Below are 15,363 nucleotides of genomic sequence, written 5' to 3'. Positions count from 1 at the left end.
AAAAGATCCGGAACGTTTTGGTGTCGTTGAATTTGATGAGAACCAAAAGGCTATTTCCATTGAAGAGAAGCCAGCTAAACCAAAGTCTGATTTAGCGGTAACCGGTTTATATTTTTACGATAATTCTGTTGTAGAAATAGCCAAACAAGTTAAGCCCTCGCATAGAGGTGAGCTAGAGATAACGTGCTTAAATGAAATTTATTTAAAGCAAAATAAGCTAAATGTTGAAATACTTGGTCGCGGCTTTGCTTGGCTTGATACAGGTACGCATGAAAGCTTGCTTGAAGCGGCTCAGTTTGTAGAAACAATAGAAAAGCGTCAAGGCTACAAAATAGCTTGTCTAGAAGAAATTGCATTCAATAATAAGTGGCTAACTAAATCTGAAGTAGAAGCGCTTGCAGCCCCAATGCTTAAAAATAGTTACGGTCAATATCTAATGGATTTAGTAAAAAGTAATGCATAATCATTTTACTTTGAAGGAGTGGGATAGCCACTTTTTTAACAAGACAATATTTTCACTTGAGCTAACAAGTGATGATATAGAAAATAAAAATTGGCCTAGTAACTCACTGGTAACAACTAAAGTTAGTTCAAATAACTATCACGATTTAGATAAAATGAATAAGTACGGCTTTAGCTTTGTTGAGGGAGAAGTTGTATTTCAAAAAAGCTTACTAGACAGCAATGACGTAGTTTCACTACCAAGTTTTAATTGTTATCTAGCGCTAGAAAGCGATATTGATGAACTTAAACGTACAGTAAGTGATTTATATGTGAATAGTCGTTTTAGAGAGCCGTGGTTTTCTCCAAGTGAAAGAGATTGCTTTTATCAAACGTGGATCGAAAATGCAGTTTTATCTAAATTCGATGACTGTTGCTTAGTCTTAAAGAGCGAAGGTAATATTTCTGGTTTTATTACCATTCGGATTAGAAATAAAGAAGCCGTTATAGGGCTTATTGGAGTAGCTAGTCGTAGTGAACTGCTAAAGCTAATAGAGGCCTACTGTTTAGCAAATAACGTTAGCAAGATAAAAGTTGCAACACAAACTAGCAATACCCCCGCAGCAAATTTATACAGTAAAAATGGTTTTAGCATTGCTGATATATCATATTGGTTTTATAAACAGGTTTAAAAAATGATCCCTTTTAATATTCCTCCTAAAGTAGGCACAGAATTAGCGTATATCGAACAAGCGATTGCATCAGACAAGTTATGCGGCGATGGTTACTTCTCTAAAAAGTGCGAAAAATGGTTTGAAGACAGCTTCAACACAATAAAAGCATTACTAACTCCCTCATGTACAGCATCGTTAGAGCTAGCCGCCATTTTGATAGATATTCAGCCAGGCGATGAAGTTATAATGCCTTCCTATACATTTGTATCTACAGCGAATGCGTTTGTATTACGTGGTGCAAAAATTATATTTGTTGACGTTCGTCCGGACACAATGAATATTGATGAAACACTCATTGAAGCTGCGATTACGGCTAAAACAAAAGCAATAGTGCCAGTACATTACGCAGGTGTAGCTTGTGAAATGGATACAATACTCGCTATCGCAGAAAAACATGACTTGTGGGTAGTAGAAGATGCAGCACAAGGCGTAATGTCTACCTATAAAGGTAAAGCACTAGGAACTCTTGGTCATATAGGCTGCTATAGCTTTCATGAAACTAAAAACTACTCATCGGGTGGCGAAGGTGGGGCAATTTTAATTAATGACCCTAAGCTGGTTGAGCGAGCTGAGATTATACGTGAGAAAGGAACAAATCGTAGCCAGTTCTTGCATGGTATCGTCGATAAATACACGTGGCAGGACATAGGGTCGAGCTTTTTACCAAGCGAGTTACAAGCGGCTTATTTATATGCACAACTTGAAGCCGCAGACACGATAAATAATTTTCGTTTATCAATATGGGATTATTATTACAGTAAACTTAGCCTAAAACTAAAGGCTGAACAGTTACCCTATATTCCCGATTCATTAACGCATAACGCGCATATGTTTTATATAAAATTGAGCTCAAATGAAGAGCGAAATGAATTTATTAGTTATATGAAAAAGCAGGGTATTACAACACCTTTTCATTATATCCCACTGCACTCAAGCCCTGCGGGAGAAATGTTTGGAAAATTTGTAGGTGATAATACTTACACGACCCATGAAAGCGCAAAACTTGTCCGTCTACCATTGTACTTCGGAATGACCCACGTTGAACAAGAAAAGGTTGTTAAAGCTGTTGAGGGGTTTTTCCGTGAGGGCTAAAAGAATATTACATGTAGCAGAATGTGATAAATTTATTCCTCCATATATTAGATTTATAAATCAAAACTTTAATAGTGATGAGCATGAGTTTTTAATTAAAAATGGCATGGCTGATGATGAGCTTGAAGATGCTAATAATATCTGCTTGTCAGGGCGTTCGGCTTTATTAAAGGTAAAGCACCATACTCAATTAATAATAAAAATGCACCGAGCTGATAAAATTATATTACACAGTTTAATCGATATAAAAATGGTTCAAATACTAAGTGTTATGCCTTGGTTGCTTAAAAAGTGTTATTGGATGATATGGGGAGCAGACTTATATGCTTATCAATTAAAGCGTGTCACTCTCAAAGAAAAAATAAATGAGCTTTTAAGGCACAGGGTAATAAATCGGCTTGGGCATTTAGTTACATATTTAGAAGGAGATATAGCTCTTGCAAAAGACTGGTATGGAGCAAAAGGAACTTACCATGAGTGCTTAATGTACACGAGTAACTTATACAAACAATATAAACTTCCCGCAGTTGATAAGGTGAGGGTAAATATTCAAGTAGGCAACTCAGCCGACCCGAGTAATAATCATATAGAGGCGTTGGAAAAGTTATTACCATTTAAACATCAGGATATATGTATTTATGTACCTTTGTCGTACGGGCATCAAGAATATGCACAGCAAGTAATAAAGCAAGGTAAAGAATGGTTTGGCGAAAAGTTTAAACCCCTTACAGATTTTATGCCATTTGATGATTATTTATTATTTTTAAGCTCAATTGATATTGCCTTTTTTAATCATAAACGCCAACAAGCCATGGGAAATACAATAACTTTATTAGGTCTTGGTAAAACTGTTTACTTGCGAAGTGAAACCACACAATGGCATTTTTTTTCTAAAAAAGGTATTAACGTTGGCGATATTGAAAAGCTCAATAATCTAGATTGCCACAAATTACCTAAAAATATTGAAATTGTAAAAAATTACTTCTCTACAGAGAACTATAAAAAGCAACTTACCCAATTATTTGATAAGTAACTATTTCAAAACCTTTAATAGTCGTTGTTTTATAAATAATATTCTATTGGGGTTACTAGTATGTTGGAACATAAAAAAATATGACCCCCAAAAAAATCCTATCTTTTGCATTGGGCCCAGTAGGTGGTGCTCTCTTAGGTTTTGTGAGTTTGCCAATTATCACTTGGTTTTTTACTCAGGAAGATATTGGCCGCATAGCTATGCTCAATGTAGTGGTTGGTTTTTGCACACTCTTTTTTAGCTTAGGGCTAGATCAAGCGTATGTACGTGAATTTCACGAAGTAAGTAATAAACCAGGCCTATTAAAAGCGTCATTTTTCCCTGGTTTAAGCTTATTAATTATTAGCTTATGTTTACTATTCAGTTACGGTAATACAATTTCGTTATGGTTATTTGAGGTTAATAGCCAATTTCTCAGCCTGTTAGTCGCTTTAGCTGTTTTATGTGCTTTTATGTCTAGGTTTTTATCTTTAATTTTGCGAATGAATGAGCAAGGCTTCGCCTACTCAATGAGTCAACTGCTTCCTAAGCTGCTTCTAATCATTATTATCTTAGGTTATGTTTTATTTTCTGTTAATAAAAATATTACTAATCTTGTAATAGCCAATGTTGCAGCTATATCATTAGTTTTTTTTATATATGCGTGGAATACAAGAAGCGAGTGGATTGCAGGGCTTAAGGAAAAGCTAGACTTTAGCCAGTTAAAAGGTCTTTTAAGCTTTGGTATGCCACTGATTTTTGGCAGCTTAGCATTCTGGGGGCTAACTGCGTCAGATAAAATATTATTAAAAGAGCTCTCAAATTTTGAGCAGTTAGGGCTTTACTCTGTTGCTGTTAGTTTTGCTGCCGCTGCGACCATTATTCAGAGTGTTTTCTCTACTGTTTGGGTTCCCGTTGTATATAAGTGGGCTGCAGCAAATGAAAACCTTGATAAAATATTTAAAGTAAACCGATATGTATTATTAGTCGTTATTATTTTATTTTGTTTGGCTGGCCTACTCTCTGCGGTAGTAACGTTTATACTACCGGATAATTATAAAGCGGTTCAGTGGATTTTAGTTCCGTGTTTAGGATATCCATTGCTTTATACTCTATCCGAAACAAGCGTCGTAGGCCTAGGTATTACCCGGCGCACCGGATTTTCAATGCTTGCTTCTGTAGTTGCTTTTGGAGTTAACTTGCTAGGAAACGTCTGGTTAATTCCAAAGTTTGGTGCAATTGGCGCCGCTATAAGTACGTGTTTTTCTTTCTGGGTATTTTTTATATTAAGAACTGAATTTTCTATTTACTTTTGGAAAGCAATTCCTAGGTTGGGTATGTATATTTATACAACTTTACTGGTATTTGGTTCTGTTATACATGCATTATACGGTAGCAGTTTACAAAATTATTTTGCGTTATATTGGTGTTTGATATTATTGAGCTTATTTTTATTTTTTAAAAATGAAATTTCTGAAAGTAAAAGTTTCATTGCCAAAAAAATATCTGGAATTAAGTCTTAGCAAACTTTCTTTGACTGCTACAATTAGGTTAACCACAAATAAATACATAAACATTTTTAAAGTTAGCCTAATAAAATATTCAACCACTTCACAAAACCACTATTAACAGTTATTTGACTGCACTCTCATGACTTTTTTGAAGGAAAAATAGTCTAAATACAAGTGTTTAATTATCTTCTATTTGAAGTATGTAAGTATCAGCTTTAAGTGGTTCTTAAATTAAAGCTTTATTATTTACCTATTTCAACTTCAACATCATTACCTAAAACTTCTTTGTACTTATTTGCTAACGCGTTTTTTGCATCATCATCGCCATGCACAATTTTTATATGGCTTGGCTTTTTATGCATACCCGTTACAAATTTAATTAATCCGTTTTGATCGGCATGGGCGCTGTACCCGCTAATTGTATGTACTTTTGCGTTTATAGTAATGCGAGCATCATTTATAAAAACATACCCATTACGTGGTCCATATGTTTGAATTTCACGGCCTAAAGTTTTATTACCTTGGTAACCTACAAACAATACATCGGTGGTTTTGTCATTTAAAAATCGCTCTAGATAATTAACTATTCGGCCACCTGTGCACATACCGCTTGCCGCTAATATTATGGCTGGTGTTTGCCGCGAACTTAAATAGTTAATAATAGCCATGTGCTCTTTGTGTGAATCAACCGTAGTTAGGTTTTCAAAATCGAGCGGGTGTCTACCATTTGCAACTTTGCGTTTGGCTTCACTATCCCAAAGGTGCTTAAATTTTTTATATTGCTCGGTAAAGTGAGCTGCCATGGGGGAATCGAGTATTACGTGAATGTCTCGCCACTTAGACTTTTTAGATGAGCTATGTATGAGTTGCTCCAGCTCGTATAGCAGCTTTTGTGTGCGGCCAATACTAAAAGCAGGTACTAAAACAACACCATTGTCGGCTACGGCGCGTTCAATAATGTTTTTTAGCGTTTTAGTACGCTCTTTACGGCCTTGATGATTTTTATCACCGTAGGTTGATTCAATAACTAGAGTATCGGCTTTATACGGCGGTTTAGGCGAAGGGAGTAGCGGGGTGTATGGCGCACCTAAGTCTCCTGAAAATACAACGCGATGTTTGTTGTTATCACTATTTGTAATATCAATTTCAACGTAGGCAGAGCCCAATATATGCCCAGCACGCTGAAATCTCGCCTTAGCTTTATTGAGCCCTTTGCAAGGTAGTTCAAACCACGTTTTATAATCAACAGCAACTATGCGTTTATTTAATAAGCTTAAGCAGGCAGCTATAATTTTAGGGTCGCGGGTTACACCTACTTTTAAAGCATCTTCAATTACTAAAGGTAATAAGCTGGCCGATGCAATACTTGTAAAAATAGGGCCCTTAAAACCGGCTGCTAATAAGTAAGGAATTCTACCAACATGGTCAATATGGCAATGGGTAACAATAAGGGCAGTAACATGGGTAATATTAAACTCAATTGAAAGGTCGGCTTTAGAGTCTTCGCCTTGAAATAATCCGCAATCAATAAGCACACTTGTTTGCTCATTAACTACCAGCTCGTGGCACGAACCAGTAACGCCGTTAACCGCTCCGTGGTGAAGTATTTGCATTGTGCTTCCTTGTCATCAATTTGTTACATTGAATTTTAAGGTAGAAGTAAAGCCATAATTATTCAAGGTTCTAACGCTTGAGCTAAATTAATAACCTCATCTTCAATATACCACCTGTAGGTGCGAATTTACTTCGCGCTCATGCTTTAACACCTAAAAAGCGAGGTATAAAACCTCACCTACAAATATGCACCACCTCGTAGGCGCGAATTTACTTCGCGCTCGTATTTTAACTCCCAAAAAGCGAGGTATAAAACCTCACCTACAAATATGCACCAACCTGTAGGTGCGAATTTACTTCGCGCTCTTACTTGTATATTTATTAAAAAATATTAATTAAAGTTTTTAATAAATTTTCGCGTCTAAACTTTTATTTAGCCCAATCTAAACATGGCTTTATAGGTACTAAACTAGCGTTAAAGCCTTTATTCCCTTTAAACTCAATAACAATATTTATTAAAGTGAGTGGCTATTAACCACTAAGGCTTATTTACATAGGCACTCTATGTTGGCTATAATGTCGCCGCTGTTTAGTTTGGAATTGTATTTATTGCAATTTTAGTGATGTATTAGGTAGGGACTACTATGGAAAGTTGGTATTTAGTCGTATGCAAACCTAAGCAAGAAGAAAGAGCCAAAACTAATTTGCAAAATCAAGGGATTGAAGCGTTTTACCCCAAACTAACTACCGAAAGGTTGGTTAAAGGTCGTCGGACCGTCCAACAAACTGCTTTATTCTCTAATTATTTATTTGTATGCCTTGAATCAAAAAATGGTAACTTTTCTGCTGTAAAAAACACCCGTGGAATAGGCGGTTTTGTTTCTTATGGTGCAAATTATCAGTTGGTTTCTAAGCACATAATTGACCAGTTAAAAAATGAACGTTCGCACACCACAGAATCAAAAATACCAAAAATAGGTGATGCAGTAAGTGTTAATAACGATTCATTTAGTAATATACAAGCAATATACAAAGAGCCAGATGGCGACATGCGCAGTATTTTATTAATTAACTTACTTAATCAAAAAATTGCAGTAAGTGTAGATAATAAAGATATTAAACAACAATAACTAAAAGCGTAGCAGCGGCTTTATGCCGCGTAAATTAAAACGTAGCAGCGGCTTTATGCCGCGTAAAATAGCTTTATATCAGTAAGTAGGAACTGTAACCTAAGGGCGGAAGCGTGCCCAAAGCACTTAAAGCTCCGTGGTTAAAATTACTTGTAGATACAAGACGCACAGGCAAGCTCACTGACTTCGATGTGATAAATGATAGCTAATCTTTATCAATGAGAGATACAAAACGTACAGCTTGCTGGCGTGACGAGCAAAGCTCGTAATCTCTATATTTTAGTGATCTTTCATTTACCCTAGTTCACTTTATTTTATGCAATTGGTAATGAATGAGCCTGGTGTTTTACTAAAAACTACATCCAATTGAATTTATTCATAAATACCTTATGAAAATACTGATATAATTTCAGTGCTAATTAAAGCTAAGTAACAAAGATTTTACAAACCATAGCCTATTGCTTCACAATAGGGCTCATGCTTTAATTAGTCGGCTAAAATACAAGTGCTCGCCAAGGTTGGTGAGTAAGTGCAATATTTAAAATAATTTTGGGATTCTACAATGGCGTTAAGCTGTAAATCACTCGCATCAATACTCGCAATACTAAGCATGACCGGCTGTACAATAGTACCAGGCAGCCACTTTGAAGGTATAGACTCAGGCGAGCAAACACAAAACCTCGAACAAGATCTCGAAAAAGTAAACATTCAAATAATCGACTCGCTACTAATAAATAAACAAAATAAAGCACGTGTAGCAGCTAAACCACTTTCAAGTACTGAAGGTTTAAATGTAAGTGACTACGAATATAAAATAGGTGTGGGCGACGTACTAACAATAGGCGTGTGGGATCACCCAGAGCTAACAATACCGGCTGGTACCCAGCGTACTGCTGAATTTGATGGCTTCCGTGTGCAACAAGACGGCACAATAACTTATGCCTACGCACCAAATATACCCGCAGCGGGTAAAACAATAAGCCAAGTACGTAACGAGCTTGTTAAGCGATTAGGCCGAGTGATAGAAGACCCTCAAGTTGACGTAAAAGTAGTGGGCTTTAAAAGCCAAAAAACATATATAACGGGTGAAGTAAAGCAACCTGGAATATATCCAGTCACAGAGAACCCGCTTACCTTAATTGATGCCCTAAACCAAGCGGGTGGTTTAACCGCTGAGGCCGACTGGCGCACAGTAACATTTACCCGTGGCGATAAAACAGAAGTTATTAAACTTGATGACTTTTATGCTCATGGTGATATTTCGCAAAACCGTTTATTGCAGCATGGCGACATAGTGCATGTAAATCGTAACGATGCACAAAAAATATTTGTATTAGGTGATGTTAAAAAAGCAGGTTCAGTAACGCTTAACCGTTATGGTTTAAACTTGGCCGAAGCGCTTAGCGATTCGGGTGGTTTAAATGAAGCAACAGCCGATGCTAATGGCGTATTTGTACTGCGTAAAAGTGACCTAGAGCAAACAGGTGTTATTGCAAATGTATACCAATTACATGCTAAAAATATAGCGGCAATGGTATTAGCTGAGCAGTTTGAGTTACAACCGCGCGATATTGTATATGTAACATCGGCACCACTTGCCCGTTGGAACCGTGTAATAAGCTTACTATTACCGTCAATCGCTACTGTAGATAGTGTTGACGATATAACTGCAAACTAAGGGTATTTAAAAATGTTTGATTCAGTTTTAGTAGTGTGTGCAGGCAACATTTGCCGCAGCCCAACAGGTGAGTATGTTTTAAAGCAAAAGCTTGAAGGCAAAAATATTAAAGTATCGTCTGCTGGGTTAACAGCACTTGAAGGCAAACCAGCAGATGCAAAAGCAAAACAAATAGCACTCGCACATGGCGTTAATATGGATGCTCACCAAGGCCAGCAGCTTACATCAAGCTTAGTAGCGCAAAACAGCGTAATACTAGTAATGGAAGAACGCCATTTAAACGACGTACATGCTCGCTACCCAGAGGCGCGCGGTAAAACGTTTTTACTCGGTAAGTGGATTAATAACGCTGAAATACCAGACCCGTACCGCCAAAGCCAAGAGGCTTTTGAACACGTTTACACATTAATCGACAGCGCGTGTAGCGCTTGGCAAAAGTATTTATAAGGAATGGCTAATTTAATGAATTCCCAGCCGAATAACAGCGCTAGTAACGCTAATAATAAAAACACTAATAACACACAACCAACGCAAGAAATTGATTTAATGGCGCTACTAGGCGCATTGCTCGATCGCAAATATTTTATAGTAGCCGTAACCGCACTGTTTATGTTTGTAGGTGTTATTTATGCAGTATTAAGTACCCCTGTTTACCAAGCAACAGCCATGATACAAGTTGAAGACGGCGGCGCATCAGTTCCTGGTTTTGATGATATGGCAGGCATGTTCGAAAGTACATCAGCTGCAGTAACCGAAATAGAGTTACTAAAATCGCGCAGTATAATAGGTGAGGCAGTAGACACTTTAAAGCTTGATGTAATAGCAGAGCCTAAATTATTCCCGTTTATTGGTAGCCGTGCTTATCGTAAATTTACCCCAATAGAAGATGGCGACTTAGCTGAGCCAAGTTTTGGCGCTAACAGCTACGCATGGGGTGGTGAAAGCATTAATGTATTTAGGTTTGATGTACCACGCTTTGCAATCAATAAAGAGTTCACAGTTGTAGCACAAGTTAACAATAGCCTTGCACTTTTAAATGAAGACGGTGAGCAAATATTAACGGGTAAAGTGGGCGAGGAGCTCACTAACGGTAAATTTAATTTAACGGTTCGGACTTTAAATGCACGCCCTGATACAGAGTTTTCAATCACCCGTAAAGATCGTCTTAATACTATTTTGGATTTACAAACTGCAATTGGCGCAAGCGAAAAAGGGAAAGACTCAGGCATAATTAATTTAAGCTTACAAAGCACAAAACCAAGCTACGCTGAAAAAGTGCTTGATAAAGTAGCAGCTATTTATGTACGCCGGAATGTTGAGCGTAACAGCGCTGAGGCACAAAAGTCGCTAGAGTTTTTAGAAGTACAATTACCTGAAATTAAAAAGCAGCTTGAATACGCAGAACAACGCTTTAACGACTACCAAATAAAGCGCCAATCGATAAACATAACGCTCGAAACACAAGGCGTGCTTGAGCAAGTTGTAAAGCTTGAAACTAAATTACAAGAGCTAAACTTAAAGCGTTTAGATATTGGCCGAAAGTTTAAAAAAGATCACCCTTCGTACCAAGGTATACTTGAGCAAATAGAAGCAGTTGAAAGCCAAAAACAAGAGCTTGTTGGTGAGGTAGGTAACCTGCCAGAAACTCAACAAGAGCTACTACGTTTAAAACGCGATGTTGAGGTAAGTAACCAAATTTACACATTGCTGCTTAGTAAAACACAAGAGCTTGATATAGTTCGCGCAGGCACTGTAGGTAACGTACGTATAATTGACTACGCCGAGGTAAACACCAGCAAGCCAGTTAAACCTAAAAAAGCATTAATAGTGGTAATGGCGACTATGCTAGGTGGTATGTTAGCTGTGGCAATTGTGCTTATACAAAAAGCAATGCATAAAGGCGTTGAAGACCCAAGCGAAATTGAAGCGTTAGGCTTACCTGTATACGCAAGTGTACCTCACTCAGATTATCAAGATAAACTAAGTGGCTTTGCTGAACGAGCCCGTAAAAACAAAACAAATAAGCCTAAAAGTATATTAGCTCTTGATAACCCAGCTGACCTAGCAATAGAGGCACTGCGTAGCTTACGTACAAGTTTGCACTTTGCGATGATGGAAGCTAAAAATAATATTATTGCTATATCGGGCCCAAGCCCAAGTGTGGGTAAATCGTTTATATCGGTTAACTTAGCAAGTGTGCTTGCGCAAAGCGGTAAAAAAGTACTGATTATTGATGCCGATATGCGTAAAGGCTATTTGCAAACTCAGTTTGGTTTAAAGTGGGACGATGGCTTAAGTGATTACCTATCAGGCCGATTAAACCTAGAGCAAGTTACTAAACAGACTAAAGTTGAAGGCTTAAGTGTTATTACGCGCGGGCAAATACCACCAAACCCTTCAGAGCTATTAATGCATAGTAACTTTAGTAAGCTAGTTGAAGAAGTAAGCGCCGCTTACGACATTATAATTATTGATACCCCTCCAATACTTGCAGTAACCGATCCTGCAATTGTAAGTGCACATACCGGTACTACTTTACTAGTAACCCGTTTTGGGCAAAACCATGTGCGTGAAATAGAGCTTACCCGTAATCGTTTTGAACAAAATGGCATAGACGTAAAAGGTGTAGTATTTAACGGTGTTGTTAAAAAAGCGAGTAATGCGTATGGCTATTACGGCTACTACAACTACGAATACAAAAGCGATAAATGATTTATAAAAATGGGGGCCTATTGGGCACTTTTTAATAAAAGTATAAAAACAAGGTATTACAATGAGATAGTTAAAGTTGACTGTCTCAATGTAGAAATAAGTGTCTCAGTGGGGTGTTAAATTATTGAGATGCTAAATTGAAAAAATGCAATTTAGTGGTGAGCCATTGCGTACTGATTTAGTAAATTCAGAGCGTTTTTACCATAAAAAAATGAATGGTAACCCACCCGAAAAAGATTATAAAACGCGCTTTTTATCCACCAGTATACCTCTGTATACTCGTTTTAATATGAAACCAATTTTAAAATTTAACTTTACGAAGCTCGAAGTCCAAAACTCGAAGCTCTATAACCAAACAAAGAGAGTACAACTATGCACGATTCATTAACGGACCTAAAAATTGGCATTATAGGTTTAGGCTATGTAGGCCTCCCATTAGCAGTTGAGTTTGGTAAAAAATTCCCAGTAACAGGTTTCGATATTAACCAAGGTCGAATTGCGCAGTTACAAGCCGGCCACGACTCTACACTTGAAGTAAGTGATGAAGAGCTTAAACAATCTCCACAGCTTAATTTCTCATATACAGTGTCAGATCTTGAAAGCTGTAATGTATATATTGTTACAGTGCCAACCCCTATTGACGCGCATAAACAACCTGATTTAACACCACTTATTAAAGCCAGTGAAATGCTGGGTAAAGTGGTTAAAAAAGGCGACATAATAATATATGAGTCAACGGTATATCCAGGTGCAACAGAAGAAGCGTGTTTACCAGTGGTTGAACGAGTATCGGGCCTAGTATTTAATAAAGACTTTTTTGCCGGCTACTCACCAGAGCGTATAAACCCAGGTGATAAAGAGCACCGTGTTACTAACATATTAAAGGTAACTTCAGGCTCGAATCCAGAAATAGCTGAAAAAGTTGATCAACTTTATAAGTCAGTAATTACGGCCGGCACACATAAAGCAAGTTCTATTAGAGTGGCTGAAGCTGCAAAGGTAATTGAGAATACGCAACGTGATGTAAATATAGCTCTAATTAATGAGCTATCGATTATTTTTAATAAACTAGGTATCGACACTCTTGAAGTGCTAGAAGCGGCGGGAACTAAATGGAATTTCTTACCATTTCGTCCAGGTTTAGTTGGCGGACACTGTATTGGAGTTGATCCATATTACTTAACGCACAAAGCACAAAGTGTTGGTTACCACCCCGAAATGATTTTAGCCGGTCGTCGTTTAAACGATGGTATGGGCAAACATGTAGTATCAGAACTGGTTAAAAATATGCTTAAAAAGCGTATTCATGTAGATGGTGCAAACGTATTAATAATGGGTTTAACGTTTAAAGAAAATTGCCCAGACTTACGTAATACAAAAGTGGTCGATATTGTTAGCGAGCTAAAAGAATACAATATTAATGTGGATATAGTCGACCCGTGGTGCTCAAACGATGAAGCTCAACATGAATATGGTTTAAGCTTAACTGCTGAGCACAAAAAAAATAACTATGACGCAATCATTCTTGCTGTAGGTCATAACGAATTCAAAAAAATGGGTGCAGAGCAAATACGTGCACTAGGTAAAGCTGAGCATGTACTTTATGACTTGAAATACGTGCTACCAAAGCAGAGCGTAGATATGCGTTTGTAATTATTGTAAGCGTGGGTTCAATCCCGCGCTTTTAAGATAAGCATTACAAACTAATAATGCTTTGGATTTTGCTAATCTCTAAGCTCACACAAGGAATATCATGACTCGTTACGAACAAATTAAAGTAGAATTACTTTCTTCTCCTAAAGCCTGGCTAGTGACAGGTGTTGCTGGTTTTATTGGCTCAAACCTTTTAGAGCATTTATTAAAATTAAATCAAAATGTGGTAGGGCTCGATAATTTTGCAACGGGCCATCAACATAACCTTGATGAAGTAAAAGGCTTAGTTACTGCAGAGCAATGGCAAGGCTTCAAGTTTATTGAAGGTGATATTCGTAACTACCAAGATTGCGAAACCGCATTAGCCAATAACGAAAACGGCGTTGATTACGTATTACACCAAGCAGCGCTCGGCTCTGTACCGCGTTCAATAGCTGACCCTGTTACCACGAATGCTGCAAATATCACTGGCTTTTTAAATATGTTACAAGCGGCAAAAGAGGCAAACGTTAAAAGTTTTACCTATGCAGCAAGTAGCTCTACTTATGGCGACCATCCGGCACTACCAAAAGTGGAAGAAAATATTGGTAATCCACTTTCTCCATACGCAGTAACTAAATACGTAAATGAGCTATATGCAGGGGTATATGCAAAAACCTATGGTTTTAAAGCAATTGGCTTACGTTACTTTAATGTTTTTGGCCAACGTCAAGATCCTAACGGTGCCTATGCAGCAGTAATCCCTAAGTGGACTGCTGATATGATCAAAGGCGAGGATGTATTTATAAATGGTGATGGTGAAACCAGCCGTGATTTTTGCTTTATCGAAAACACAGTACAAATGAACATACTTGCCGCAACGGCAGAAGATGAAGCTAAAGACAACGTGTATAACGTAGCTGTGGGCGACCGGACAACTCTTAACGACTTATACAAATCAATACAGTCTGCACTTAAAGAGTGCGATATAAATGTTACCCAAGCTCCAAAATATCGTGACTTTAGGGCTGGTGATGTACGCCATTCGCAAGCAGATGTAAGTAAAGCAGTTAATAAACTAGGTTACGCGCCTGAGTACAAAATATTGCAAGGTATTAGTAAAGCAATGCCATGGTATAAAGAGTTTTTAGGTAATAAATGATATGAAGATTTTAGTTACTGGCGGGGCAGGTTTTATAGGTTCTGCTGTTATTCGCTATATAATCGAAAATACTTCTGATACGGTCATTAATCTCGATAAGCTTACTTATGCGGGCAATTTAGAGTCTCTATTAAAAGTATCTACTAGTAAACGATATACATTTGAGCAAGTTGATATTTGTAACCGTACAGAGTTGGATCGAGTTTTTGAAACGCATAAGCCCGATGTCGTAATGCATTTAGCTGCTGAAAGTCATGTAGACCGGTCAATTACAGGGCCGAGCGACTTTATTCAAACTAATATTGTAGGCACATATAACTTACTTGAGGCAGCTCGCAGTTACTGGAATAACTTAGAAGTTAATGCGAAAAAAGTATTTAGATTCCATCATATTTCAACGGATGAAGTATATGGAGATTTACCTCACCCAGATGAGCAAGTAGGTAATGGGTTAGGTAAAGCGCTACCTTTGTTTACTGAACAAACATCTTACGCACCAAGCAGTCCTTATTCAGCAAGTAAGGCGTCTAGCGATCACTTAGTTCGTGCATGGCAACGTACTTATGGCTTTCCTACAATCGTAACCAATTGCTCAAATAACTATGGGCCATATCATTTCCCTGAAAAGTTAATACCTTTAGTAATACTTAATGCGCTAGAAGGTAAAGACTTACCTATTTATGGTAAAGGTGATCAGATTAGAGA

General features: G+C 37.6%; 13 protein-coding genes. 12 read left to right on the top strand and 1 reads right to left on the bottom strand.

Features of this window, described 5'->3' with window-relative positions; genetic code table 11:
• From I6F42_RS19745 to I6F42_RS19725, 5 genes are all read left to right on the top strand, one after another.
• Positions 1–463 (top strand): sugar nucleotidyltransferase (locus tag I6F42_RS19745; RefSeq protein WP_269435915.1); only part of this gene is annotated, 463 nt, incomplete at its 5' end.
• Positions 456–1,133: a GNAT family N-acetyltransferase gene (locus I6F42_RS19740; RefSeq protein ID WP_197153177.1), complete on the top strand. Its 678-nt coding sequence runs from the start codon at positions 456–458 to the stop codon at positions 1,131–1,133. The genes I6F42_RS19745 and I6F42_RS19740, both read left to right, overlap by 8 nt.
• A 3-nt stretch (positions 1,134–1,136) precedes the next feature.
• Complete coding sequence (rffA, locus tag I6F42_RS19735) at positions 1,137–2,267, top strand: dTDP-4-amino-4,6-dideoxygalactose transaminase (RefSeq protein ID WP_007582294.1); 1,131 nt, start codon at positions 1,137–1,139, stop codon at positions 2,265–2,267.
• Entirely contained in the window at positions 2,257–3,300 is a 1,044-nt protein-coding gene (locus I6F42_RS19730) for a TDP-N-acetylfucosamine:lipid II N-acetylfucosaminyltransferase (protein WP_197153176.1), read from the top strand. The genes rffA and I6F42_RS19730 overlap by 11 nt, the downstream gene beginning before the upstream one ends.
• 80 nt (positions 3,301–3,380) lie before the next feature.
• Entirely contained in the window at positions 3,381–4,802 is a 1,422-nt protein-coding gene (locus I6F42_RS19725) for a lipopolysaccharide biosynthesis protein (RefSeq protein WP_197153175.1), read from the top strand.
• Between the two features lie 230 nt (positions 4,803–5,032).
• Here I6F42_RS19725 and I6F42_RS19720 read toward each other — a convergent pair whose 3' ends face one another.
• A complete protein-coding gene (locus I6F42_RS19720; protein ID WP_197153174.1) occupies positions 5,033–6,403 on the bottom strand; it encodes an MBL fold metallo-hydrolase RNA specificity domain-containing protein in 1,371 nt (456 codons plus the stop codon).
• 585 nt (positions 6,404–6,988) lie between these two features.
• Between I6F42_RS19720 and rfaH the strand changes: the two genes are divergently transcribed.
• The 7 genes from rfaH to I6F42_RS19685 all read left to right on the top strand — a co-directional run.
• Complete coding sequence (gene rfaH, locus I6F42_RS19715; RefSeq protein WP_197153173.1) at positions 6,989–7,474, top strand: transcription/translation regulatory transformer protein RfaH; 486 nt, start codon at positions 6,989–6,991, stop codon at positions 7,472–7,474.
• A gap of 562 nt (positions 7,475–8,036) precedes the next feature.
• Positions 8,037–9,152 (top strand): polysaccharide export protein, encoded by a 1,116-nt coding sequence (locus I6F42_RS19710; protein ID WP_197153171.1) that lies wholly within the window; start codon positions 8,037–8,039, stop codon positions 9,150–9,152.
• A 12-nt stretch (positions 9,153–9,164) separates the two neighbouring features.
• On the top strand, positions 9,165–9,599 hold the full coding sequence (locus I6F42_RS19705) for a low molecular weight protein-tyrosine-phosphatase (RefSeq protein WP_007582278.1): 435 nt from the start codon (positions 9,165–9,167) through the stop codon (positions 9,597–9,599).
• 15 nt (positions 9,600–9,614) lie between these two features.
• On the top strand, positions 9,615–11,864 hold the full coding sequence (locus tag I6F42_RS19700) for a polysaccharide biosynthesis tyrosine autokinase (RefSeq protein ID WP_197153169.1): 2,250 nt from the start codon (positions 9,615–9,617) through the stop codon (positions 11,862–11,864).
• A 372-nt stretch (positions 11,865–12,236) separates the two neighbouring features.
• Positions 12,237–13,517, top strand: coding sequence for a Vi polysaccharide biosynthesis UDP-N-acetylglucosamine C-6 dehydrogenase TviB (gene tviB, locus I6F42_RS19695; protein ID WP_197153167.1), 1,281 nt, complete (start codon positions 12,237–12,239; stop codon positions 13,515–13,517).
• Positions 13,518–13,617: 100 nt separating this feature from the next.
• Positions 13,618–14,658, top strand: coding sequence for an NAD-dependent epimerase/dehydratase family protein (locus I6F42_RS19690; RefSeq protein WP_197153166.1), 1,041 nt, complete (start codon positions 13,618–13,620; stop codon positions 14,656–14,658).
• 1 nt (position 14,659) lies between these two features.
• A partial coding sequence (locus I6F42_RS19685; protein ID WP_197153165.1) for a GDP-mannose 4,6-dehydratase occupies positions 14,660–15,363 on the top strand: 704 nt, incomplete at its 3' end.

Origin of the sequence: Pseudoalteromonas sp. SWYJZ12, assembly GCF_015864395.1 — a bacterium.
In the GTDB taxonomy this organism is placed as follows: domain Bacteria; phylum Pseudomonadota; class Gammaproteobacteria; order Enterobacterales; family Alteromonadaceae; genus Pseudoalteromonas; species Pseudoalteromonas arctica.
The sequence above is the reverse complement of the archived record's forward strand: the minus strand, read 5'-3'. Positions and strand labels throughout refer to the sequence as shown.